Origin of the sequence: Paenibacillus sp. 2TAF8 (genome assembly GCF_052114825.1) — a bacterium.
Classification (GTDB): Bacteria; Bacillota; Bacilli; order Paenibacillales; family Paenibacillaceae; genus Paenibacillus.
In genome coordinates this window covers 88,663-112,912 of the sequence record NZ_JBFRFN010000001.1, presented here as the reverse complement: position 1 = coordinate 112,912, position 24,250 = coordinate 88,663, and the positions used below count along the sequence as shown (strand labels likewise).

29 protein-coding genes are annotated in these 24,250 nt (G+C 46.2%); 3 read left to right on the top strand and 26 right to left on the bottom strand.

What is annotated here, in order from left to right; all coding sequences use genetic code 11:
- Positions 1–261 precede the first annotated feature (261 nt).
- The 18 genes from AB4Z30_RS00570 to spoIIIAA form a co-directional block, all read right to left on the bottom strand.
- Positions 262–1,167: a polyprenyl synthetase family protein gene (locus AB4Z30_RS00570; protein WP_441922247.1), complete on the bottom strand. Its 906-nt coding sequence runs from the start codon at positions 1,165–1,167 to the stop codon at positions 262–264.
- Complete coding sequence (gene xseB, locus AB4Z30_RS00565) at positions 1,160–1,417, bottom strand: exodeoxyribonuclease VII small subunit (protein WP_221788521.1); 258 nt, start codon at positions 1,415–1,417, stop codon at positions 1,160–1,162. Before xseB ends, AB4Z30_RS00570 begins: the two co-directional genes overlap by 8 nt.
- Positions 1,407–2,771, bottom strand: coding sequence for an exodeoxyribonuclease VII large subunit (gene xseA, locus AB4Z30_RS00560; RefSeq protein ID WP_441922245.1), 1,365 nt, complete (start codon positions 2,769–2,771; stop codon positions 1,407–1,409). The genes xseB and xseA overlap by 11 nt, the downstream gene beginning before the upstream one ends.
- 10 nt (positions 2,772–2,781) lie before the next feature.
- Positions 2,782–3,639 carry a bifunctional methylenetetrahydrofolate dehydrogenase/methenyltetrahydrofolate cyclohydrolase FolD gene (gene folD / locus AB4Z30_RS00555; protein ID WP_441922243.1) on the bottom strand — a complete coding sequence of 286 codons (858 nt, stop codon included), beginning with the start codon at positions 3,637–3,639 and terminating at the stop codon, positions 2,782–2,784.
- A gap of 102 nt (positions 3,640–3,741) precedes the next feature.
- Complete coding sequence (nusB, locus tag AB4Z30_RS00550) at positions 3,742–4,194, bottom strand: transcription antitermination factor NusB (RefSeq protein WP_441922241.1); 453 nt, start codon at positions 4,192–4,194, stop codon at positions 3,742–3,744.
- A 217-nt stretch (positions 4,195–4,411) separates the two neighbouring features.
- Positions 4,412–4,645, bottom strand: coding sequence for a DUF2273 domain-containing protein (locus AB4Z30_RS00545; protein ID WP_145331822.1), 234 nt, complete (start codon positions 4,643–4,645; stop codon positions 4,412–4,414).
- A gap of 14 nt (positions 4,646–4,659) precedes the next feature.
- Positions 4,660–5,199: an alkaline shock response membrane anchor protein AmaP gene (gene amaP / locus AB4Z30_RS00540; RefSeq protein ID WP_090922517.1), complete on the bottom strand. Its 540-nt coding sequence runs from the start codon at positions 5,197–5,199 to the stop codon at positions 4,660–4,662.
- Positions 5,200–5,345: 146 nt separating this feature from the next.
- The gene (locus AB4Z30_RS00535; RefSeq protein WP_090922519.1) at positions 5,346–5,756 is read right to left on the bottom strand and encodes an Asp23/Gls24 family envelope stress response protein; all 411 of its coding nucleotides are present in this window, start codon (positions 5,754–5,756) and stop codon (positions 5,346–5,348) included.
- Between the two features lie 217 nt (positions 5,757–5,973).
- Complete coding sequence (gene accC / locus AB4Z30_RS00530; RefSeq protein WP_441922239.1) at positions 5,974–7,317, bottom strand: acetyl-CoA carboxylase biotin carboxylase subunit; 1,344 nt, start codon at positions 7,315–7,317, stop codon at positions 5,974–5,976.
- A gap of 54 nt (positions 7,318–7,371) precedes the next feature.
- On the bottom strand, positions 7,372–7,839 hold the full coding sequence (accB, locus tag AB4Z30_RS00525; protein ID WP_441922834.1) for an acetyl-CoA carboxylase biotin carboxyl carrier protein: 468 nt from the start codon (positions 7,837–7,839) through the stop codon (positions 7,372–7,374).
- 139 nt (positions 7,840–7,978) lie between these two features.
- Positions 7,979–8,809, bottom strand: a complete 831-nt coding sequence (locus AB4Z30_RS00520) for a SpoIIIAH-like family protein (RefSeq protein WP_441922237.1) — start codon at positions 8,807–8,809, stop codon at positions 7,979–7,981.
- Between the two features lie 68 nt (positions 8,810–8,877).
- Positions 8,878–9,516, bottom strand: coding sequence for a stage III sporulation protein AG (gene spoIIIAG / locus AB4Z30_RS00515; protein WP_441922235.1), 639 nt, complete (start codon positions 9,514–9,516; stop codon positions 8,878–8,880).
- A gap of 15 nt (positions 9,517–9,531) precedes the next feature.
- Entirely contained in the window at positions 9,532–10,374 is an 843-nt protein-coding gene (gene spoIIIAF, locus AB4Z30_RS00510; RefSeq protein WP_441922233.1) for a stage III sporulation protein AF, read from the bottom strand.
- A 32-nt stretch (positions 10,375–10,406) separates the two neighbouring features.
- A complete protein-coding gene (gene spoIIIAE, locus AB4Z30_RS00505; protein WP_441922832.1) occupies positions 10,407–11,561 on the bottom strand; it encodes a stage III sporulation protein AE in 1,155 nt (384 codons plus the stop codon).
- A gap of 56 nt (positions 11,562–11,617) precedes the next feature.
- The gene (spoIIIAD, locus tag AB4Z30_RS00500) at positions 11,618–12,007 is read right to left on the bottom strand and encodes a stage III sporulation protein AD (RefSeq protein WP_123062262.1); all 390 of its coding nucleotides are present in this window, start codon (positions 12,005–12,007) and stop codon (positions 11,618–11,620) included.
- Positions 12,008–12,038: 31 nt separating this feature from the next.
- Entirely contained in the window at positions 12,039–12,242 is a 204-nt protein-coding gene (spoIIIAC, locus tag AB4Z30_RS00495) for a stage III sporulation protein AC (RefSeq protein ID WP_017687585.1), read from the bottom strand.
- Between the two features lie 29 nt (positions 12,243–12,271).
- A complete protein-coding gene (gene spoIIIAB / locus AB4Z30_RS00490; RefSeq protein WP_441922229.1) occupies positions 12,272–12,790 on the bottom strand; it encodes a stage III sporulation protein SpoIIIAB in 519 nt (172 codons plus the stop codon).
- Positions 12,783–13,787, bottom strand: a complete 1,005-nt coding sequence (gene spoIIIAA / locus AB4Z30_RS00485) for a stage III sporulation protein AA (protein ID WP_441922227.1) — start codon at positions 13,785–13,787, stop codon at positions 12,783–12,785. The genes spoIIIAB and spoIIIAA overlap by 8 nt, the downstream gene beginning before the upstream one ends.
- Before the next feature lie 262 nt (positions 13,788–14,049).
- Between spoIIIAA and AB4Z30_RS00480 the strand changes: the two genes are divergently transcribed.
- Positions 14,050–14,799 (top strand): 2-phosphosulfolactate phosphatase, encoded by a 750-nt coding sequence (locus tag AB4Z30_RS00480; protein ID WP_441922225.1) that lies wholly within the window; start codon positions 14,050–14,052, stop codon positions 14,797–14,799.
- 73 nt (positions 14,800–14,872) lie between these two features.
- Here AB4Z30_RS00480 and AB4Z30_RS00475 read toward each other — a convergent pair whose 3' ends face one another.
- From AB4Z30_RS00475 to AB4Z30_RS00455, 5 genes are all read right to left on the bottom strand, one after another.
- A complete protein-coding gene (locus tag AB4Z30_RS00475) occupies positions 14,873–16,126 on the bottom strand; it encodes an aspartate kinase (protein WP_441922223.1) in 1,254 nt (417 codons plus the stop codon).
- A gap of 190 nt (positions 16,127–16,316) precedes the next feature.
- On the bottom strand, positions 16,317–16,874 hold the full coding sequence (gene efp / locus AB4Z30_RS00470; RefSeq protein WP_441922221.1) for an elongation factor P: 558 nt from the start codon (positions 16,872–16,874) through the stop codon (positions 16,317–16,319).
- Between the two features lie 41 nt (positions 16,875–16,915).
- A complete protein-coding gene (locus AB4Z30_RS00465; RefSeq protein ID WP_441922219.1) occupies positions 16,916–17,989 on the bottom strand; it encodes a M24 family metallopeptidase in 1,074 nt (357 codons plus the stop codon).
- Between the two features lie 39 nt (positions 17,990–18,028).
- Positions 18,029–18,472, bottom strand: coding sequence for a type II 3-dehydroquinate dehydratase (gene aroQ, locus AB4Z30_RS00460; protein ID WP_441922217.1), 444 nt, complete (start codon positions 18,470–18,472; stop codon positions 18,029–18,031).
- 77 nt (positions 18,473–18,549) lie between these two features.
- Complete coding sequence (locus AB4Z30_RS00455) at positions 18,550–19,161, bottom strand: YqhR family membrane protein (RefSeq protein ID WP_441922215.1); 612 nt, start codon at positions 19,159–19,161, stop codon at positions 18,550–18,552.
- Positions 19,162–19,375: 214 nt separating this feature from the next.
- On the opposite strand from AB4Z30_RS00455, the gene AB4Z30_RS00450 reads away from it, so the two are divergent.
- Both AB4Z30_RS00450 and AB4Z30_RS00445 read left to right on the top strand, forming a co-directional pair.
- A complete protein-coding gene (locus AB4Z30_RS00450; protein ID WP_441922213.1) occupies positions 19,376–20,368 on the top strand; it encodes a DUF1385 domain-containing protein in 993 nt (330 codons plus the stop codon).
- A 5-nt stretch (positions 20,369–20,373) separates the two neighbouring features.
- Positions 20,374–20,712, top strand: coding sequence for a hypothetical protein (locus tag AB4Z30_RS00445; RefSeq protein ID WP_441922211.1), 339 nt, complete (start codon positions 20,374–20,376; stop codon positions 20,710–20,712).
- A 96-nt stretch (positions 20,713–20,808) separates the two neighbouring features.
- Here AB4Z30_RS00445 and AB4Z30_RS00440 read toward each other — a convergent pair whose 3' ends face one another.
- From AB4Z30_RS00440 to mntR, 3 genes are all read right to left on the bottom strand, one after another.
- Positions 20,809–21,810 (bottom strand): patatin-like phospholipase family protein, encoded by a 1,002-nt coding sequence (locus AB4Z30_RS00440; protein WP_441922209.1) that lies wholly within the window; start codon positions 21,808–21,810, stop codon positions 20,809–20,811.
- A 127-nt stretch (positions 21,811–21,937) separates the two neighbouring features.
- Positions 21,938–23,545 carry a family 10 glycosylhydrolase gene (locus tag AB4Z30_RS00435; RefSeq protein ID WP_441922207.1) on the bottom strand — a complete coding sequence of 536 codons (1,608 nt, stop codon included), beginning with the start codon at positions 23,543–23,545 and terminating at the stop codon, positions 21,938–21,940.
- 188 nt (positions 23,546–23,733) lie between these two features.
- Positions 23,734–24,162 carry a transcriptional regulator MntR gene (gene mntR, locus AB4Z30_RS00430; RefSeq protein WP_441922205.1) on the bottom strand — a complete coding sequence of 143 codons (429 nt, stop codon included), beginning with the start codon at positions 24,160–24,162 and terminating at the stop codon, positions 23,734–23,736.
- Between the last annotated feature and the right edge of the window lie 88 nt (positions 24,163–24,250).

Genomic DNA, 24,250 nt, shown 5'->3' with positions numbered 1-24,250 from the left:
AGAATGTTTGTTTATTGAATTTATATCATTTATTAAGAGTAATGGATTGAATAACATTGAACCATTATACCATAAAAGAACAAGAATCATAATTCACAGCCCGTTGCATCCGATCATGAGCTATTCGCAATCCCGGTTCATATCCAGATCTGTATTATGTATTCTTGAATCCGTGAAAAATCTTACGTTTGTTGGCATAAAAAGGCCATTACTATCATTACACCGTTGATTTCACATTGAATCAGCCAGCTTCGTTAAATGTTAATGGTCACGACTCATCAAATAATCAGCAATCTCCGTTAAACGTGAAGCATCCGGTAGTTTCGCTCGTTCAAGTGCATCTTTGGCGGATTGCGTGAGGGATTTGACTTTAGCAACCGAGGCTTCCATCCCGATAAAGTATGGATAAGTGACCTTCTGCTGATTCACATCGCTTTGAGTCTTTTTGCCCATTTTCTGCTCGTCACCCGTCAGATCCAAAATATCATCCTGAATCTGGAATGCCAGCCCCAAGTCACGGCCAAATACACGTAGTGCTTCCAACTGCCCTTCTGTAGCCCCGCCGATGCGAGCACCTGCAAGAAGGGAGAAGACAATCAGATCACCTGTTTTATGCAAATGAATGTACTGAAGCTGGGACAGGTCCGTCATTCCCTGCTCCCCTTCCATATCAGCAACTTGACCGCCAACCATACCTCTCGCCCCAGCAAGTTCTGCCAAATCCTGAGTAATGGCTAACAATGCCTCAGCACTTACCCCACTTTGACGACCAGCTTGAACAATGCTGTAGAAAGCATGGGTTAACAGAGCATCACCTGCAAGAATGGCTGTAGCTTCGCCATATACTTTGTGATTCGTTAATTTTCCCCTACGATAATCATCATTATCCATCGCAGGCAGGTCGTCGTGGATCAACGAATACGTGTGAACCATCTCCACGGCGCAGGCTGCCGGCAGCGCAGCTGCGCGCTCCGCGCCGAAGGCTTCCGCCGCAGCAACGACCAGGAGTGGACGAAGCCGTTTACCGCCGGCCATTAAGGAATACTGCATTGATTCCGTTAGCGTACGCGGCACATCCCAATGTTCAGGAAGGATATGCTTTAATGCTTCGGTAACTTCAGCAGTAATCTCCTGAAGATAAGTTTCGAATGATGCACGATTACTCATTGATCTCACCGCTCTCATCATCTGCCGTGCCAAAAGGCTTCTTGCGAAGCTCTCCATCTTCTTCTACGATCATCTCGATCTTACGTTCCACTTGTTCCAGCTTCAGGCCGCATAATTGGGAAAGTTTCATTCCGCGCTGAAACAAATCAATCGCTTGCTCCAGAGGAACATCCCCATGCTCCAGTTGACCTACGATGTCTTCCAGTGCCGCCATTGCTTCTTCAAAATTCAGTTCCGGTTCATTCGCCATGGATGTTGTTCTCCTCCTTCATTCCCCAGACCTGACAGTCCAACTGTCCGTCCGCTAATTTGATCTTCACAGAGTCACCCGGCTGTACATCATTGATGGATTTGATCAACCGCTGCTCCTGCTCATCGTAAACGAGACTATAACCACGAGACATCACTTTCAGTGGGCTAAGTGCATCGAGGTGCCTTACCAGTGACTTCCACTGTTGCTGTTTGCTGCGTGTTATCGATCTCATCGCAAGTTCAAGCTGCTTGCGCGCTGCTGAATTGTCCCGACGAGCTGTATTCACCTGCTCTCTAGGATTAAAACGCTGCAAAGCCGCTCGCAACCGTTCTTGCTTTTCTCCCGTCCATCTCATGCGAGCATCCACACTTCGCTGCAAGCGTTGATGCAGCATATCCAGACGTTCCGTGTGCTGCATCAACGTTCTTCGCGGATGCACCAGTACTGGAGAACGCTGGAGACGAGTTAACCGTTCACGATGATATACAGCACGTTGCTTTAGACTGTTTTGTAACTGACGCTGTCTCCGCGCAATCTGTTCCAACAACTCTGCACGATTAGGTACAGCGAGTTCCGCTGCCGCTGTTGGCGTTGCAGCACGCAAATCGGCAGCAAAGTCTGCAATGGTGAAGTCAGTTTCATGACCAACTGCAGAAATTACCGGAATTGTTGAAGCAGCAATTGCCCGAGCAACAATCTCTTCATTAAAAGCCCACAGTTCTTCCAGTGAACCACCGCCTCGACCAACGATCAGCACATCTGCTTCATGCATATGATTAAGATTGTTAATCGCTTTGACGATAGATGGAGCTGCCCCCTTGCCTTGAACAAGTACAGGGTACAACACCACTTTGGCCGAAGGATACCTACGGTGAAGTGTTATCATGATGTCACGAACCGCAGCTCCTGTAGGAGAAGTTACAACACCTATGGTTTGTGGGTAACGTGGGATAGGCCTTTTCCGAGTAGGAGAGAACAACCCTTCGTCCTCCAGTTTCTTTTTCAGCTGTTCATATGCCAGATACAAACTTCCTATACCGTCGGGTTGCATATGTGTCGCATAAAATTGATACTGCCCGTCTCGTTCATAGACAGAAACATTACCACGCGCAATGACCCTTGCACCCTCCTTGGGTACAAAGGGTAAACGCTGATTATGAGACGCAAACATGATGGATTTAATCCGGCTATCCTTGTCTTTTAACGTAAAATACATGTGGCCGCTGGAGTGATGCGTGAAATTGGAAATCTCTCCGCGCAGCCAGACGTCCGACAGAACCTGATCAGATTCCAGTTTCATCCGGATGTATCGGTTCAGGTCTTTTATAGAATAGATCTTCTGATCTGCCACAGACAAATACCTAGGCCAATCCGTGAGCGCGCTTTGCCGCGATCAAAGTGTTCTGCATCAGCATCGTAATGGTCATTGGGCCAACACCGCCAGGAACTGGTGTGATCGGGCCAGAGACTTCTTTTACACTTTCAAAGTCTACATCACCTGCGAGTTTACCGTTCTCCAGACGATTCATGCCGACATCGATGACAACTGCGCCCGGTTTAACATAATCCGCATCCACAAAATTAGCACGACCAATCGCTACGACAAGAATATCCGCCTGACGTGTAATTCCTTTCATATTCGCCGTACGGGAATGACACATTGTCACGGTTGCATTTTCACGCTGTAGCAGCAAGGATACCGGTTTCCCTACAATGTTACTGCGACCGATAACAACTGCGTGTTTACCGGACATTTCTATTCCAGTGCGTTTAATCAGTTCGATGACACCTGCAGGAGTACATGGCAACAAACTGTCATCACCGATAACCAGATTTCCTACATTAACGGGGTGAAAACCATCTACGTCTTTCTCTACAGCAATCGCATCGATGACCGCTTTTTCTTCAATGTGACCTGGCAGTGGAAGCTGCACCAGAATACCATGAATTGACTTTTGATTATTCAGCTTGTCCACAAGTGCAAGCAAATCAGCTTGAGACGTACCTGCATCCAGACGATGCACTTCGGAATAAAATCCGAGATCATGACATGCCTTTTCTTTATTACGTACATAAACTTGAGAAGCCGGATCTTCACCGACGAGCACAACAGCCAGACCAGGTGTTACCCCCTGTTCGCTAAGCTGTTTAACTTCTGCGGTCATGCTTGCGCGGAGCTCTTGGGATACTTCTTTACCGTTAATAATAGATGCTGTCATTGTACTCTCTCCCTTATATGAACATATATTAGATAAAACGATCTAGATAGATCCTTACTGAAAATCTGGGCTGTTCTAAGCTTCTCTATTCGGGACGTTCCCTTAGGATAGTTTTTGCTTAATACTGTCGACTTCCTGAATCATGCGACCAAGAACACCGTTAACGAATTTGCCAGACTCATCTGTGCCAAAATATTTAGACAACTCGATCGCTTCATTGACCGAAACTTTGGCTGGAATATCATCACGGAACACCATCTCATATGTGGACAAACGCAAAATTTGGCGGTCTACACGTGACAACCGGCTCAGCTGCCAGCCTTTCAAATAATCCACGAGCAAACCATCAATCGCTTCCTTATGAGTCCACGCACCTTGCACCATTTCGGTAACGTAACTGCGCATTTTATCTTCATCACGGATTTCAACTTCCGTTTCATTCTCCTCAGCTGCTTCATTAATCAGCATGTTCACCGCTTCAGCTGCGCTTACTTCGTTCATTTCCATCTGATACAGACTTTGTACTGCGATTTCCCTTGCCAAACGTCTTTTCATGTCCTGCCTCCTGCAGCGCTCTATTCAGAGCGTCATCATGCTTATTTTAAATTCAAGGAACCACTTCGTAACCCTATACATACAGGATACCCACGGAACTCTCTGATATTGCGATCTCTTTTCACAAAAAAACCTGCAAAACGTTTCCTCCGAAAATCGGGCAACTCAAACTACAGTTCTATTTTCGGAAGAAACATATTGCAGGGTTCTGATAGGTTTATTTAAACGGACGCCAGCGATCTCCAAGCCATTGTCGTAATTCCCCCCAGGGAATAAACGAGCCTAGCTTCGCATCGCTTCGTCTGCCAAATGTATACCCGATGAACACCAAGAGTGCAAAGAACAACATATCCCAAAAACCGATCCATACATAAAGAAATCCTAATAAGATACCAAAGGCAACGCCAAGAATGCGTCCCTTGTAGCTATCCCAAATCTCTTTCCACAACATCAGTGAAACTCACCTCATTCCACGCGACTCTTGTAGTTAGGCGACTGGGTCACATTAGCGATATACACTGTTACAAAAGAAACCGGAATCCCTGTGATCTCTTGAACATGATCATGTATCGCCTTTTGCAGATCCGTGGTCAGCGCCGGGATCGGTGTCTCTCCATCCACAACGGCCCGAATCTTAATCTCCAGTCCTGACTCAACCACGCGGATGCGCGCTTTGACGTCACGTACTCCACGAAAACGGGAAGTTGCCTTCAGACAGAGGTTTTCAATTGTCTCCATCGAAATCTGCACATCCCCGAACTCGGTACGTTGATCCACAGACGGCAACGAGCCGCGCTCACGCCGAATCGAGATGTAGAAAAAACGTAAACTCAGGACAAACAAAATGGCAGCTGCAACAATCGAAGCAACAATGACATTTTGTTCCTGCTGGTAATTCAATTCGTATGGCAGCACACCGCTAATCAGTAAGATGACAGCTGCCGATATTGCTCCTACGCTTATGCTGTATATAAACAACAGAAGCCGATCCAGTATTTTAGCCACGAACTGCACAGCCTCCCTTGCTCACTCACATTGCCTAACTGCTGAATAGCGTAAAATTGATCAACATGTCCATACCAAGTGCATAAAGAAAGACCCGTCCAAGACGGGATAACCCCCGACAGAAGTGCCGGGGGAAATCTGTCTTTTTATTTTACACGTTGCGTGTTCAGGTCGATCTCTTCCACTTTTTCAGCACTCTTGAACTGAACGTCATGGATGTGAACATTCACTTCATTCACGTTAAGTCCTGTCATATTCTCAATGGAGCGCTTCACGTTTTGTTGGATTTCAGTAGCAACCTGTGGCAGACGGTATCCATATTCAATAATAACGGAAACGTCCACTGCTGCTTCACGTTGACCTACTTCAACCTTAACCCCTTTTGAAAGGTTTTTACGGCCGAGGAGTTCTGCGAATCCACCAGCGAATCCACCGCTCATACCTGCTACTCCTTTGACTTCCACTGTTGCAAGTCCAGCAATAACTTCAATAACTTCAGGTGCGATCTGGATTTCACCGATATCCGTACGTTCAAATTCTGTCGGTAGTGTACTCATAATGTTCAACACACCTTTCGCGAGATAAGTTTGCGGCCATCCGTCAGGGCGCCGGTTCATTTTCATAAACACTCAGAACCCTTCCGGTCCGGCTTTACCGGAACTCCTGCAACCATCCGCTGGTGTGCGGGCTTATCCGATGCAGGAGACATGCGCTCTTATTATTACATACTATATCATTTGGGCTGGTTTATGACAAACAAGCCCAATATGACTGTTAAATCTCGTTTTCCTCGAGAAATTTAATATCAAAATCCCCGCGAATAAACGTTGGATGCTCCAGAAGTTTCTGATGGAACGGAATCGTTGTGGAAATACCTTCAATCGCAAACTCTGCCAAAGCACGTTTCATTTTAGCGATCGCTTCATCACGAGTTGCACCCCAAACGATCAATTTTGCAATCATGGAGTCATAAAATGGTGAGATTGTGTAACCAGGGTAGGCTGCGCTGTCCACACGAACCCCTGGACCACCAGGTGCAAGGTAAAAACCGATCTTGCCTGGTGCAGGCATAAAGTTACGGTCAGGATCTTCAGCATTAATCCGGCATTCAATCGACCATCCGTTAATAACTACGTCCTCCTGACGGAAAGAGAGCGGGTTCCCTTCGGCAACAGAGATCATTTCACGGATCAGATCCACGCCAGTCACCATTTCGGTTACCGGATGCTCAACCTGAATACGTGTGTTCATCTCCATAAAGTAGAACTCGCCATTAGGACTAAGCAGGAACTCAAGTGTACCCGCTCCAGAGTAATTCACAGCAAGGGCAGCCCGGACAGCAGCTTCACCCATCAGCGTACGCACTTCTTCGTTAATCACAGGGCAAGGTGCTTCCTCAACGAGCTTCTGACGACGGCGCTGAACCGAACAGTCTCGCTCGCCAAGATGTACTGCATTGCCGTGCTTGTCAGCCATAATTTGAATCTCGACATGTTTCATGCCGGTCAGGAATTTTTCCAGATAAACACCGGCATTACCGAATGCTTTCTGAGCCTCCTGCTGTGCAGCCGTGATCTGTTTCACCAACTGCTCTTCGTCTTCAGCGATCCGAATTCCTTTACCACCGCCGCCAGCGGTAGCTTTGATAATGACAGGATAACCGATATCACGGCCGATCAAAATCGCTTCTTCCGTTGTTTCTACAAGGCCGTCTGATCCAGGGATAACAGGTACGCCTGCATCCTTCATGGTCTGCTTGGCAACAGCCTTGTCACCCATTTTCGTGATGGCTTCTGGTGAAGGACCAATAAATGTAATGTTACAGGAATCACAGATTTCCGCAAAATCAGCATTCTCGGCCAAAAAGCCATATCCCGGATGGATAGCATCACATTCCGTCAATGTGGCTACACTCATCAAGTTGGTAAAGTTAAGGTAACTGTCCTTCGACAGTGTTGGTCCGATACAGTAAGCTTCGTCTGCCAAACGGACATGCAAGGAATCCTTGTCCGCTTCCGAGTAAACGGCCACTGTAGATATGCCAACCTCGCGGCAGGCACGAATAATGCGCACAGCGATTTCACCACGATTGGCAATCAATATTTTATGAAATTTCATTTCGTTATTGTCCTCCTTCGAAGCTCATGGGGCTGATGTTAAACCGTAATACCGTTATTCCGGTTTAACCAGGAACAGAGGTTGTCCATACTCGACAAGCTGTCCATTTTCAACCAGTACTTCAACGATTTCTCCCTTGATATCCGCATCAAGCTCGTTCATCAGCTTCATGGCTTCGATGATGCATACCGTTGTTTTCTCAACAACTTTGTCACCCGCGCTCACAAAAGGACCCGCTTCCGGAGAGGAAGCTCTGTAAAATGTACCTACCATCGGAGATACAATTTTATGTAAATGACTTGTTGTATCAGCTTGTGGAGCAGCCTCACTCACAACTGCAGCGGCAGGTTGTACCTGCGGAGCAGCAATCATTTGCGGTTGTACGGCAGTAGCCTGTACGAACTCCGTTTTACCCGGTTTGCGGATCGATAAACGCGATCCTTCATTTTCAATTTCCAATTCCTGAACGGAACTTTCATCAACCAATTTGATCAGTTCTTTAATTTCACTCAATTTAAACATTTCCATTATTCACTCCTTCGGCATCATGCCAGTCTCACTAGGACGGTCATATGGCTTTTAGTATTATATCATAATCATTAAAAATGGAAAGAGCCCGAGAGTCGAACTGGCTCCCTGGGCTTCTTTATCACATTTCCACTTACTGTTCTGTGACATATTGCACGCTAATTTTGTTCTGTGATACAGCCAGTTCCTTCATGACCAGATCCACAATGGAAACCGCCTGTTTAACGTCCAGTTTATCACTCAGAACAACCACTTTATACTTATCAGCTTCCTCCTCAACGATGGCATTTGCATACTGTTGAGAGAGTGTCTCTTCAATACTTGTAATTTTGGCTTCTTTATCTTCAAGCGCACGTAGCTGTTCTGTCGCTTTTGCATTTTCTTCCGGCGTTTTACTCAAATCACCTGCAATGGTCATCAATTCCTCATATTTGCGATTGTTGCTCTCTTCACGTTGCCACTGGTAGTTTTGGAACTGGCTGCTTGCCGATACAGTGGTATTTTGCTGTTCCATCTCTTTGAGCACTTCCTCATCTGTTTTGGAAGCCTTACCTTCTGTTTTCCCTTCGGTTTCTGGTGTGGTAGCTGCTCCTTTTTCCGCACTATCTTCAGTCTTTTTATCCACTTCCCCTTCTTTTGTGCCTGGTTCAGTGGCAGGTGTTTTTTCGGTATTACCTGATTCCTGTCCCTTCGCTCCCGTTGCATTTTCAGCTGGATTGGCTACACCCGAATCACCAGTTACTTCTCCGCTATTCACAACTTCGTTGATAACCAAGCCTTCTGTTGGATCAAGAATACCAGCGGTTTCCTTCGCCTCTCCCGATTTCATACTGTCCACTTGCTGACTGTCAGCAACAGGGGGATTAACAGGACCTGAATCTTCAGTAAACAGATAATATGCAGACAAGATAACCATCAGACTCAGCATGGAGACAAGCCATATCGTTTGACGTTTGTTATTCATTTAGAATATCCTCCTCAAAATAGGTTGATTCTGACCAATCTATTTCATGTAATTTGTAGATGAATGCTTCAATCCTGTTTGCGCGGAACGACCGAGATCCGGTACGCTGCTACGTTCAAACCTTTTTCAACAGCATCTGTTATCAGGTCTTTCACAACCTTGTTCTCTGCACCTCTCGCCACAACGAGCACTCCGCGGATTTGCGGTTTGAGCTTTTTGGTGACAATGGGCGTCTGGTCTCCTGACAATTCATACGTGATGATTTCTCCGTCGCGGGTATACTGCGTCATATGCCTTTTTCCACCATTAGCATCCGTCTCTTCAGTAAGCTGTTGTGAATCTTTGACGTTTCGCTGTACAACCAGCTCTTCCGTGGAATCCACAGTAACCATTACATCAACGGTGCCTACGCCAACGATATTTTCCAGGACTCCTTTGATCTTGTCTTCAAAAGCAATTTCGATCGCCTGAAAAGGGTTCTCTTCAAGCAAATCATTCTGGATGGTCGATATGGAGCTTGCTTGTTCAGGGGGTTCTCGCCCGATGTTTTCAGAATCAATTTTTTTGACGTTAACAAAGGAATTAAACAGCATGATGCCCACACCGATCAGTCCCAGAATAATTAGCCATCGTAAGGTTTGACTGCGCTTCGCACCACCTTCACCACCGCCCAGCAAGGTTTCCAGCTTTTTAAACCATTGTTTCATCGGATCCCCTCCTTCTCAGAGCACTTCTGCATTTTTCGTATCGGTCACTCGTACTTGGCTTGCATCAACTTTCCATTTCTCTTTAAGCAACGTGATGATCTGTACTGCGTGTTCAGACCGTGAAACACCTGCTTGCTGTGCATTAGAATCTTCACTATTGTTACGGTTAACAGGTCTTTCGATTGATTGTTTAGACGGTGTTTGCCCTATGCTTGATTGTTCACTGTTTGAATCAATCTGCACATTGGCAATTTCGATCGGCTCGACCTGGATCTCTTGATCACCGGGCTTAGTCTCATCTTGCACTGAGGAATCTTTCGTTTCTGGCATCGGGCTGCTACTCACAGGTTCTGCTCCTTCTGTATCAAGCCCTGAACCGACGCTCTTACCTGCCAGCTTCACCTCAACATGCTGAATGACAGGCAACTCAACTGAAGTGGTCATTTCGGAATCCATTTCTTGTTTCTTCATTGCAAGTTGCACCTCAACAGACTGAACTTTCGCGCCGGTCATTTCTTCAATCTGCCCTTTCATGGTGCTTGCCACTTCCTTGGCTGTCCACTTCAAGGACTGCTGTTGTTCGCTCGCTTGCATTTTCTTCCCCTGAGCGAGAATCTGTTCTAGCGTTGCTTGACCGTCTGTTGGGGCATCCATGGCTGTCATAGCTCGTTTCAATTCGCCTATCGGATCACTTCGTAGCAGTCTAGTGATGGGGGATAACAGGGTCAGCAGGATGAGAAGGCTCAGCACAAGCTTGACGTACCGTTCCATAGAGCGATTTGGAAGCAGCATATCTACAAACGTTGCAAGTAAAACGATCATGATCAGATCCTGCAGCCAGCTGCTCAGCCACCCCATCCTCTTCAGCCCCTTTCCCAATCGGTAGGCATTTAACGCATCATGACGGTCAAATTACCTGCGGTGAGCAGAATTGTAATCGCCAGGAAAAACATGAGCCCGACCGCAGCCAGTGCAGCAAATACATAAATCATGCTTTTGCCAATCGCTTGCAAGCAATCTACGATCGGAGTCTCCCCAAGTGGCTGCATAATCGCACCAGTCACGTTGTATATCAAGGCCAGTGCAAGAATTTTGATGGCCGGGAATGCACAGAGAAACAAAATTATAATCACACCGGTCAGCCCGATCGCATTTTTGACAAGCAGTGATGCTGTGATGACTGTATCTGTTGCGTCTGCAAATGTCCTGCCTACTACAGGTACAAAGTTTCCTGCAATGTATTTGGCTGCCTTCAGACTGACACCATCGGCAACCGACCCTGAGGCCCCTTGTACTGAAATGACACCCAGAAACATCGTCAGTAAAATGCCTAGCAAGGCTACACTAATGTTGCGTAACAGATCTGCCATTTGTGTCAATTTGTATTTATCAGAGAGTGAACTAACCAGATGCAGCACAGCTGAGAAAAAGAGCAGCGGGAAAACCAACAGATGGATCAGTGTACTAACAAGATGAATCATAAAAATGATCAATGGGTGAGTCACCGAAACGGTGACAACATTGCCCATCGAAGCAAGCAGTGTGAACAAAAGTGGAACCATCGCCATCATAAAGTTGATCATGCTGGATATGGCATCTTTTGCATACCCAATCGCCACGCTGAAGCTGTTGATCGCAATGATAATAATGACCAGATAACAGATCGAATAAGCAATCTTGCTAATATTGTTTTTTTCAAATGCGGTTTGCAGTGTTTCCAGAATCATGCTTAGCACCGTTAACATGACGATCGTGACTAGAAGTTTGCCATTATATAAAATCTCGTGTAGCGTAAACGTGCCAATCGCAGAGAATACCGACTTCAGACTGAATCCTTCATTCCCGGGAATCAGCATGTCCATGAAGGATGGTGTTTTCCCTTCCGGAAAAAAACCGCCGTATTGCTTCATCAGCTGATCCCAATATTTCTCCACCTGATCTTTCGGAAGCTGATCGGCCTGCTGCTGCATCCACTCGTTTGAAGGTGTACTTGCCGCGACCTGTCCAATTAGACCAACCATTAAACAAACCATCAGCATAATCATGAGGCGCCAGCGCGGCTTGTCATGCAAAGATTTCATCTGTTATCCGCACGCCCTTTCTACACCGGCATCAGTTTCATGACGGTTTCGATAATAATGCTGATGATTGGAATAGCAAGTACAAGAATCAACACTTTGCCAGCAAGTTCAATCTTGGATGCGATACTCTCTTGCCCTGCATCCCTGACAATCTGAGCGCCAAATTCAGCAATGTAAGCAATGCCTATAATCTTCAGTACTGTTTTCAGATAGATGCTTTCCATTCCAGAATTTTCGGCAAGACGTTTCAGCACTTCGATGACTGCACCAATCTTGCCAATTAGCAACATAAAGATTACTACTCCGGTCGCTGCCGCAATCAGAAAGGCAAACATCGGCTTTTGTTCTTTAATAACTAAAATCAATACAGTTGCAATGAGTGCCAGACCAACAACTTGAATAATCTCCACGGGTCACCACCATCCGGCTTTATGACCGTTTTCATTGAAAAAGAAATATGGATTTAATCTCTTGCAGCAGGCTGTCCAGCATTCGGACGACCATGAACAGTACAACGACAAATCCGATTACGGTCACCCAGTGAGCCATATCTTCCTTTCCCATTTGTTTCAGCACCGTATGAATCATCGCTATAATGATTCCAATGCCCGCAATTTGAAAGATTGCGTTCACTTCTAGATTCATGACCTTGGCACCTCGCTATCCCGGCTATTTCAGAAGATCAGAATGACGATTAACGCTCCGACAAGCATCCCCAGGCTGCGGCTCATACGTTCGTACCTTACTTGATCGGCCTGTGCGCGGGATTCCTCATGCATAAGTTGCTGAATGGCTAAAGAAATATGTTTCGTCTGATCCTGACGATCACTGGTGCCAAGGCTGAAACTCAACTGCAGCATAACTTCCCGCTCGTCTGACTTCATGGCAGATCTTCCCCACACCTCTTCTACACCCGCCTGAAGACTCTCCCGGGCCGTAAGGCCGTGTGGAGGTTCCATCTGTGCAGCTGCGTGTAAAAAAAGGCTTCTTATCGGGTCTTTGGTCTGAGCTCCCATCTTGCTCATCGCATCTGGGAGCGGCGTTAACCCATAATTGATTTCTGTCATCAACCGCTGCAGCGCAGCAATCAATTCTCGCAACTGCCTTGGTCGCAATGCATATTGCCTAGCTTTGTAAAAGCCGGCGAGTGTGCTCGCTAACATAATCAGCACCGCACCAAGCATATTAACCAAAGGCTTCACCTCCAGCTCCGGCTTGCTGGAGCCCTCTCATCTTGCCGTCTGCAAGCTGGAAGCTCATGCCTCGGCTCGTCCTCTTTAGTTGTACATAGCGCTGAAACATTTGCTCAGCAATCAGTGTTCTCAAGGCGGGTCTTGCAGATAGTTCAGACAAGTCCCGTCCATGCGCAGTGGCAATAATTGAAACACCGGCATGCAGAGCTTCCATAACAGCTTCGGCATCCTCCGGCCGACCGATCTCGTCCACTATTAGCACATCAGGTGACATGGAACGAAGCATCATCATCATCCCTTCAGCCTTTGGACACCCATCCATCACGTCAGTGCGTGGACCTACATCAAAACCAGGGACGCCTCTGTAACTTCCAGCAATTTCAGAACGTTCATCCACAATTCCAACTTTCAGACGTGGGCGTATCCCCTGTCTTAGTTCGCCGCCGCTGGACAGATGATTGCCGTTGCTGATCTGTCTTGCCAAATCTCGCAGTAACGTTGTTTTGCCCTGTTGTGGCGGAGATAGAATCAGCGTATGCAGCACCTGTCCACTCTTCATATCGAGCAAATATGGAAGAATCGGATCAGCAATTCCCTGTACTTCGCGGGCGACACGGACATTAAAGCCGTTGATGTCCCGTAAATATTCTACACGCCCTCCGCTGAGTACCGTCCGGCCAGCAAGTCCGATTCGGTGCCCTCCGGGGATCGTGATGAATCCCTTTCTCAGTTCTTCTTCCAAGGTATAGAGCGAGTGATTGCTTATCAGATCAAGCAGTCTGTGCGTCACTTCTTTTTGAGGAATATACGCTTCCTCAGGTTTTCCTGTTGGTACGCCTTCTGATGTAAGGAAGTGATAATTGTTCCCTGCATTGATTTCCAAGGGCCTGCCTTCTCGAATTCGAACTTCTTCCACCTGTTCCAATAGAGCGGGCGGCATTCTGCCAAGGATGGTTCGGATGGGTTCCGGAAAAAGATCCCTCCATTTCACTTTCATGTGTAAGCTCCTCCAACTTTGTAATTCATCATGATTGCATCTCTGATCTTGTTCATATCTCAAGTTTATGCCTGTACATTCATTTTATGACGCTGAAATCTATCATTTTTCCACGATGAGGCTTGAGATTCAAAATTCATAGACATCCTTGTTCTAGGCACCCGTCTAGGCATAGATGCATATAGTGCTTGCAGATAGAATGGACTGTTCCGGTTGAGAAGCAGATGCATCGATACCTGGGAACAGAAAGGAGTTGTGGGGCGTGCGTGTCGACGTTGTAGGTAATGTAAATGAAGTACGTACTATAGATATTGAGGGTCGGAGTGTGGTGGTCATTGATGTTTTGCAAACAACAAGTACAATTGTGACCGCCCTGGCTCATCATGCTGCAGGTGTCATTGCTACAGAGACTGTTCCCCAAGCCAAGCAGTTGGAGGTGCGAAACAGCATTCGAGGCGGAGAACGTTTTGACAAAAAAATAACCGGATTCGAGGCGGGAAATTCCCCCTATGAATATATGAGTGGCGACATTGCACACAAAATCATCATCCTGACCACGACAGACGGTACAAGAGCTTTGATCAAGGCGTCCAAAGCAAGACATATTCTCGCCGGTTCCTTCTTAAATGTAAAAGCTGTTGCTACTGCTCTTATTGAATTGCAACGGGACATCCTGTTATTGTGTGCAGGAGAACAAGATGATTTTGCATTGGAGGATGGCTTATGTGCGGGATGCATTATAGAAGAATTGTATCGTCAGACCCATTCTTCGCTGCAGCTAAACGATCTTGGCATCATTCTTCACCAGGCTGTATCACAATGTCAGGATCGAATAACGGATTTGGTTCGAACATCATCCAGTGCACGAAGGCTTGATAAGCTGGGGAGAATGCATGATGTCAACTACTGTTCGCAGTTAAATCTATTGGATTGTGTGCCAGAGATGAGGGAAGGAAATGAGTTGAAACCTTACCGGAAATTACGAGGAGGTCATATGTGCAAACAGCTGTAGATACAATAAAAAGAGGTGTACTGCTGCGCTGTTGGCAACGGTACACCTCTTCCAATTCGACTGTATTTATATGTTATCTGCGAACTTCCGGCCCACCGATTACGGCTTGCTCAGCCGTATCCAGATCATACGCTGTGTGAAGAGCTTTAATCACATCATGAAGCTTCTCTCCATCAATAACGCATGACACCTTGATCTCAGACGTGCTGACCATCTTGATGCTTACACCTTCACCAGAGATTACCTTGAACATTTTGGCAGCCACACCTGGATGGCTCACCATACCTGCACCAACAATGGAGATTTTAACCAGATTCTCTTCGGAGGTGACTTCGCGATAAGGTAAACGGCTGTGCAGACCTTCAATAACACGAAGTGCTTTCTCACGATCAGACAGTGCAACCGAGAAGGAGAAGTCCGCTTTGCCATCCTGTACACCGCTCTGAACGATAATATCCACATCCAGTTGCTCGGAAGCCAGTTCACCAAATACTTCGGCAAGAACACCCGGAACATCCGGCACACCTAAAATACTAATCCGTGCTACGTTTTTGTCATACGCAATTCCGCTTACCACTACCCCTTGTTCCATTGCTGCTTCCTCCTTCACAACCGTTCCTTCATTATGGTTAAAGCTTGATCTTACAATCAGAGGTACACCGGAATGCTTCGCGTACTCTACAGCACGAGGATGCAACACCGCCGCCCCCAAATTCGCAAGTTCCAGCATTTCGTCATAGGATATTTCTTTCAGTTTGCGTGCCACTTTGACGATCCTCGGATCTGTGGAATAGATCCCGTCCACATCCGTATAGATCTCACAAGCGTCCGCTTGAATGGCAGCTGCAAGCGCAACTGCTGTTGTATCCGAACCACCGCGGCCCAGAGTAGTGATCTCGCCGTCTTCCGTCATCCCTTGGAAACCGGCAACAATAACGATGTTGCCTTCAGCGAGCGCAGCATTAACACGCTCAGGACGGATATCCTGAATTCGAGCTTTGCCATGCACCGCCTCGGTTCTGAATCCCGCTTGCCACCCTGTAAAGGATACCGCTTTGCGTCCAAGTGCCTGAATGGCCATAGACAATAAGGAGATTGAAATCTGTTCTCCTGTCGTTAACAACATATCCATTTCACGAGAAGGCAGATCGCTGTTTAGCAGCTTCGCCTGATCAATCAAATCATCTGTAGTATCCCCCATGGCCGAAACCACAACGACACATTGATGTCCTTCATCCGCTTTTTCCACAACACGTCCGGCTACACGCTTCATGCGTTCTGTATCTCCGACCGAGCTGCCCCCAAATTTCATGACGTACAATGACAACGCAAATCCACTCCCTACCTTGTGCAGTATGCATCAATTGATATCTTTCGTCATTATTCTCTACGAGAAATGACTTTAACCCAGTATATTACGAAAGCGCCTCTTAGGCTAATCTTTTTTCAAAAAAACCCTTTGCCACATGCATGGCAAAGGGTTTTCATTCGTGCTTTCAAGCTTACAGCAAGTGAAATTACGCCCGGGAAGAGTATTTACCTTCACGAGTATCGATCAGAAGCACATCGCCTTCATTGATGAACAAAGGAACTTGTACATTCAGACCTGTTTCCACTTTCGCGTTTTTCGTAGCGCCTTGTGCTGTGTTACCTTTAACGCCTGGCTCTGTTTCAATAACTTTCAGCTCAACGCTTGTAGGCAGGTCGATACCCAGGATTTCACCTTGGTAACTAACGATTTTCACGTTCATGTTTTCTTTCAGGAAGTTCAATTCCCACTCCAGTTGATCGCTAGTCAGCGTGAATTGATCGTATGTTTCGTTATCCATAAACGTGTGCTCTGTACCACTTGCATACAAATAAGATACACCGCGGTTTTCGATAATCGCACGGCCAATCGTCTCACCTGCACGGAACGTTTTTTCAACTGTGTTACCGTTACGAAGGTTTTTTAATTTGGAACGTACAAAAGCTGCGCCTTTACCTGGTTTTACGTGTTGGAAATCAAGAACGGTATAGATATCATTGTCTACTTGCACGGTCAAACCTGTTTTAAAATCGTTAACTGAAATCACAAAAAATCCCTCCTGATATAAGTAAAAAGTGTTTGGGTATTCTAGCCAATAACGGTGAACTTTTTGTCCGATTTCGTAAGAATATGGATACCTGTTTCGGTAATCACAACGTCATCTTCAATCCGTACGCCGCCAAGTCCATCAATATAAATCCCCGGTTCAACCGTAACCACCATACCCGGTTTCAATACATCATCGCTAAGCTTGGACAAACGAGGAGATTCATGGACTTCCATACCCAGGCCGTGGCCTGTACTGTGTCCAAACTGTTCTCCATATCCATAACCTGCAATGATATCCCGAGCAAGTGCATCCGCTTCCCGTCCGGTCATACCTGGTTTCAGGTTCTCCAGCGTATGTAACTGTGCTTCCAGTACGATGTCATAAATCTTGCGTAGCTCAGGAACAGGGTTGCCTGTTGCAATCGTACGTGTCAGATCGGAACAGTATCCGTCCAGCAACGCACCGAAGTCAAACGTAATCAGTTCGTCCTGTCCGATCACTTTGCTGCTTGCTACACCATGAGGCATCGCAGAACGTTCTCCTGAAGCAACAATCGTGTCAAAGGAAGAGCTGGTCGCTCCATGCTTTCGCATGAAGAATTCCATTTCCAGATCCACTTCACGTTCGGTCATACCCGGCTTCGCAAATTGCAAAACGTGGCTGAATGTGGCATCTGCCAAATCTGCGGCTCGCTGCATCACCGCAATTTCGTCAGCATCCTTGAACATCCGAAGTTGCTCAACAATACCGGTTACTGCTGTAAGTTTAACCGATTGCAACGATTCCGCATAGGAAGCATGCGTACCAAATGTGACGGAATCCTGTTCGAAGCCAACTTCGCTGATGTTAGCTGCTACCAGCAAATCACGTACAGAATCCATCGGTTTTACACCGTGCTCCACAACGTTGAAACCTTTGGCTTGTGAGGATGCCTGTGCCATATAACGGAAATCAGTAAGCAAATAAGCTTCCTGCTCTGTGATAAGCACATATCCCGCCGAGCCTGTAAATCCCGTCATATAACGACGGTTAATCGGGTTTGTAATCAGCATTGCTTTGAGTTCACGCACAGCCATCGCCTCGCGTAACTTGTGTACTCTTTTGTTTTCCATCGGTAACCCTTCTTTCTCTCACATTCCCGGGTTCCCGGCTCAGGTTTGTTTGTCCAGATGACGCACGAGAGCCAGCAATCCCAGTTCATAGCTTACTTCACCAAATCCGGCAATCTGCCCGATTGTTTCCGCTGCAAGTACTGAATGATGTCTGAACGCTTCGCGTGCATGAATGTTGGATAGATGAACCTCCACGGTAGGAACTTTAACGGCATTGATTGCATCACGTATAGCATAGCTGTAATGTGTAAACGCTCCGGCATTCAGCATGATACCCTCTGCCTCACCCATTGCGGCATGAATGCGGTCAATAATGTCCCCTTCGTGGTTGGATTGATAAAAAGCGATGGAGACTCCCAGTTCTTCAGCCTGTCTGCGAATTTTGTCTTCAATATCCTTCAGACTAAGCGTTCCATAGATACCTGGTTCACGAACACCAAGCATATTCAGGTTCGGGCCATTGATCACAATAATTCGTTTCATCGCTGCTCCACCCTCTCTGCAAATAACCATCTGCTATTTTAACACAGCCATTACCGGATTGAGAAGCTTTTTTGCGTCTAGGCTCCTGCGCTCTCGGGCTCACGTTTCCGTTCGTCGGTATACTCCATCGCTACAGTGTATCCTATGAACAGCCCCCAAAGAAGGAAGAAACATATTTCTGTGAAAATTGAATCCCATGTCAAACGGTTCAGCGGTTTCATCATACCCAGTTTGGGGCCAAGCAGGATAAAGAGGATAATCCACCACACGATCCCGTATACCATGCCAGGGAACGGCCCTTTTAATTTTCGGATGGTAAAGGTATATAACAGCGAAGCAAAGATGGAAAACACGATAAAACATAGCCAACCTGTTAGATGACCTGCCGGAGTATAGATATATTTATGTTTGAAGAACGGCTCTGCCAGAAAACCGACAGGTACTACGGTAAAATGCAGCAGATGGAACAGCCAATGAATACCGCCCCAGATCAAACCGGCAAAGAACCCCAACTCCAGTGCAAAGGAAAATCGATTTGTATAATAGTGCGCCTCCCCCTGCTTCGGTGCGGAGCGCCGCTTGATCTCTTTATCGTCACGCTCTTGCGAGTGTTGACTATGTTTATGCTGATCTGATTTTTCTTCGTGGCTACTATTCGTGGTTACTTCCTCATGGTTATGATTGTTCATCACTAACGTCCCCTTCTTCGCAAGATGATCTCGCAGGCATGCCAGATATTTTCTCACAGTTCTAGGCCGTAGTATGTTCAAAACAGGACAATCTTAACAGCTTCTCTTGCAGATTGGTCTCTAAACTAGAAATTGCTCTCCAAATTCGATACAATAAGGATATTAAACTGCCTTTCACTGTAAAGGCTTAGAACAGAATAGGAAGGTGAATAATTTGCCTCAACAATCCAAGCCTGTCAGCTACGGGGGGCAAGCCGTTATCGAAGGTGTAATGTTCGGCGGTAAACACGTCAATGTTACGGCTGTTCGCAGAAAAGACGGCGAAATTACGTATCTGGAAGTTCCCAAGCAAGACAAGACCTGGGTCATGAAATTGCGGCGGATTCCTTTATTGCGCGGAATTGTCAGCATTATAGATTCAAGTGTCAAAGGCAGCAAACATCTTAACTACTCTGCTGACGCTTATGCTGATGATGAACTGGAACCGGAAGAAAAAGCCAAACAACAAGAGAAACAAGGGTCCGGATGGAGCCTTAGCATGATAATTGGTGTGACGGCTGTCGCCATCCTGTCCTTCCTTTTCGGCAAAATTGTGTTGACGCTGCTTCCTGTTGTGATCGAGGACTTCTTATTTAAAAATGTATTCGACAATCAATTCTTGCATAATGTATTGGAAGGTGTCATCAAACTGATCTTGTTACTCGCCTATCTCTGGTTGATCTCGCAGACACCGATGATCAAACGTTTGTTTCAATACCATGGAGCAGAGCATAAAGTCATTAGTGCATATGAGGCTGGAGAGAAGTTGACGCCAGAAAATGTTCAGAAGTACAGCAGATTGCATTACCGTTGTGGAAGTAGCTTTATCATGTTGACCGTTATTATCGGTATATTCCTGTACTCTGTGTTCACATATGATAATTTATGGGAACGGATGGGACAGCGTCTGCTCTTGCTGCCAGTCGTGCTGGGCGTTTCGTTCGAACTGCTCAAGATCACGAATTCGCTTCGTGATATTCCTGTCCTTCGTTATTTGGGATATCCGGGCCTGTGGCTGCAACTACTTACAACGAAAGAACCTACGAACGCTCAGGTAGAAGTATCCATTGCATCGTTTAACCGCATGCTCGAACTGGATGCCAAGCTTGCCAACGTTTCGTCCACATCTGAAGTTCCTGTAGCCACATTTGATCCTGTGAAAGGGTGAATGATATGAATAAGCAGGCCATTGTTTTCTGGGTAGTCGTGGTGCTGGCTTCTTTTGGAATCATCAGTTTTTTGACTAGAGCCTCATTGTCCAGTATTCTCATCCCTCTGATTGTATTCGGTGTGGTGTTCCTGCTGTACAAATATCCACCTGCCCGTTGGTCACGAAAAGCCAAAACACCGAAGATTAAACCTTCGGCTAAAACGATGGCTAAAGTGAATGCACAGCATCATGCCAATGCCAGAAAAAGCAGTTCGTCTAAGAAACGCAAGGACTATCCTTTCCAGGTGATTCAAGGCCAAAAAGGGAAAAACAACGACGAGGACATTCCGAAGTATCACTAATTTGTCATCGTACTGCTGGGTCTGTTCCAGATTAACGGTAAAAACAAAACCCAAAAAGCAATTCTCCTCAGCAAAGGAGAATTGCTTTTTTAGTCTTTATACAGGAACCAGCGGCGGTGCATCCGCCTGTTTCTTGCGAAGTTCTTTGCGCTGCTTCTCCAATTGTTCGTTATAAATCTTCGTATTCCATGTGTTGAAAAACTCCAGACCAGAGGCGACGCCAGACCGATATAAGTTTGTACTGTCCTGAACGGAAAGATTAAACTGGGTCGGTTTAATGCCAAGCGTAGGAATCTTAACTGTACGAAACCGGTTGATCTGTTCAATGTAACGCTCATCGTGAGCAGTCAGCATCGTCTCTACAAGCGCTTGCAGCATGGTGAGTGGCCCTTTGATCCGCGTCGGCTCCACTTCGGTTTTACCTACCATTTTGAAACCAACCACTGGTATAATCTCTCGCCCTGACTCCGCACGTTCTCCATCAAACAACCAAAGCGGAAAATTACTAAGCAGCCCCCCGTCCACGACATACACAAACTGATCCTGAAAGGCTAATCCCTTGGACATGATCGGTGATTTCCGGATGATAACCGGATCAAAAAAATAGGGAATACTGCAGCTCATCCGTACCGCCTTGGCCACCTCAAGCTTTGTTGGTTCGATCCCAAAGCGCCGAATATCATCGGGCAGAACAAGAATGTTGCCGTTAGTAATGTCAGAAGCTGTAATCAGCAGCTTACCGGGTGGCAAATCAGCGAAGGTTCGTATTCCTTTTTGCGCCAGCATCTTGCTTATCCATGATTCCAGCGCTTCTCCCGAATATAGACCTTTTTTCAAAAACAGCCTTGCTGCCGGGCCGATCCAACGTGTATTAAATATAGGTGATCGTTGTAATAGCGAAGCAAACGGTGTGCTCTCAATAATCACTTTCATCTCTTCAGCCCGATATCCGGCAGCCAGAAGGGCAGCAACAATCGAACCGGATGATGTACCGGCAACCCGATTAAATTGCATTCCGCAGTCCTGCGCTCCCTGTACAGCCCCTGCAAGTGAGATTCCCTTCACGCCCCCACCCTCAAATACTCCGTTAATTAACATACCAAAAACCCCCGTTCTCCAGGCAGCCATGCTTGCTACTGCCACTGTATGAGAAAAGGGGTTGGTCATATAACTATATGATGTGATGAATAAGAAAATGTTTATACGGAAACGTTAGCGTGTGACACTACATTCCATAGTAAGCTTTCAGCCGATCGATCAAGCCCAGCGGGTTTTTGGTAAGATACTGGGAACTGAAATATATATCTCCACCAATGGATGGATACTTCTTATTGTAGGTCAATTGATCAATGATCTCTTGGGATGTCTGCCATCCAATCTCTGGCGTCCCCAGTTTATAAGGAGCGTGGCCGATGTACAATTTTACATTGGTATTCGCTACCTCATTAACCCACCAATCCACGACTTTATCGTATCTTGCAGCGCTCAAGGTCATGCTCCAGTACACTTGAGGTGCAACGTAGTCGATCCAGCCCTGTTTGATCCACATCCGGACATCTGCATTCATGCTGTCATAGGCCGTTACGCCTGCTTTGGTGTCCGACCCAGTGATATCATTTGCTTTGTTACGCCATACACCAAAAGGACTGATACCGTACTCTACATTAGCTTTCACTTGATGAATACTCTGTCCGAGTTGCTGAACAAACTGATTAATGTTGTCACGGCGCCAAGCTGCGCGATCTGTTGTATTTAACGTGTTATACATTTTGTAGGCAGCATCATCATTGAAGGTCACATTGGAAGGATAGAAGTAATCGTCCAAATGTACGCCATCCACATTATATTTATTTACAACTTCCATAATGGTATCCATAATGTGCTGTCTTGCTTCCGGTATACCTGGATTAATATATAGTTTGCCTGATGCATTTACAATCCACTCTGGATTAATCTTGGAAATATGGTTGGCAGCCAGATTAGACGTTGTTGCCGAGTTGGTTGCCCGGAATGGATTGAACCAAGCATGGAATTTGAACCCGCGCTTGTGTGCTTCATCAATCATAAAAGCTAGTGGGTCGTAGCCGGGATCTTTACCCTGCGTTCCTGTCAGAACACTATTCCAAGGCGCAAGATTGGAAGGATAAATGGCGTCTGCATTTGCTCTAACTTGTACAAATACAGCATTGATGCCCATGTCCTTCAATTGATCCAACTCGCTCGTATACTCCTGCTTCTGTTTCTCTATGTTGCCTTTCGCGCCAGAAGATGGCCAATCGCCATTGACCGTCGAAATCCAGGCTCCGCGCATCTCATCGGTTGCTGGCGTAACAACCCCTCCCGGCTCTGATKGTGTTGCTGGTGTTGGTTCAGGTGTTGGTATAGTCGCCTCTCCAGTATACAAATCAATAGTCTGAGCAGCCTGATTCCAGTTCACTTGAATCCCGAGATTCTCACTTACAAAACGAATGGGAACCATGACGCGTCCCTGTTTTAGTTGCACTGACGCATCCAAATTAACCACGGTGTTGTCAACATTCGCTTGTTGTCGTCCACTCGTCATCGTTATAATCGAATCCGATTTCTGAATCGTCACCGTCCGGGTTACCTGGGACCATAACACAGAAGCACCCAATCCTTCACTAATGACACGCAACGGAACCATCGTTACGTTCACCTTAGGCAATATATAAGGCGAAACATCCGATTCCAAACGCTGACCATCCAGAAAAATAGAGATCTCTTTTGTAGCAGCTGCTTGAGCAGTCAGTCCCGTTGTCTGCAGACCTAATACAAAAATCAGCAGAAGCAATAAACCTTTACGCAATCTCATCAATACAATCCTCCTACATCATTAAAATTTGCGGTAAATTCTACTAGTTTAATAGACGCTTGAAATACCGGTTTAGTTGCGAAATTGACCAGATTTTGGGCAGATTAAAATTTCAAAAAATAAAAAAGCTCCTTGCCATACCATTGGCAAAAAGCTTCTTTTAGTTCGTTACCTTATGAATTCAAAGTTCAAGATTCCGTGTTACTCATGATATCCTGAAGGTTTTTGAGATCTTGCAGGCGACTCTCATCCTGACGGAAATATTCCACCAGGGATTCTATACAAGTAATGGAATCCCAGCTCAAATGATGTTCAATGCCTTCCACATCATTGTAAATGTTCTCTTCCTGCACACCGATGGTGGTTAAAAACTGCTCCAGCAGATGATGGCGCTCCATTAATCGTTTGCCCATCTTTTTTCCTTTTGGCGTCAATACCAGCCCTCGGTACTTCTCATAGATCAGGTACTCGTCCTTGTCCAGCTTTTGGATCATCTTCGTCACGGATGAAGGATGCACTTCCAGTCCTTCAGCTATATCAGACACACGAGCATAGCCCTTTTCATCAATCAATTTGTATATACGCTCCAAATAGTCTTCCATACTGGGCGTTGGCATCTGCTTCCCTCTCTTCTCTCTGACCGGTTCTACGTACCTGGTCCCTATCTTCTAATGATACATGTTATCAATATGCATTGGCAAGTCC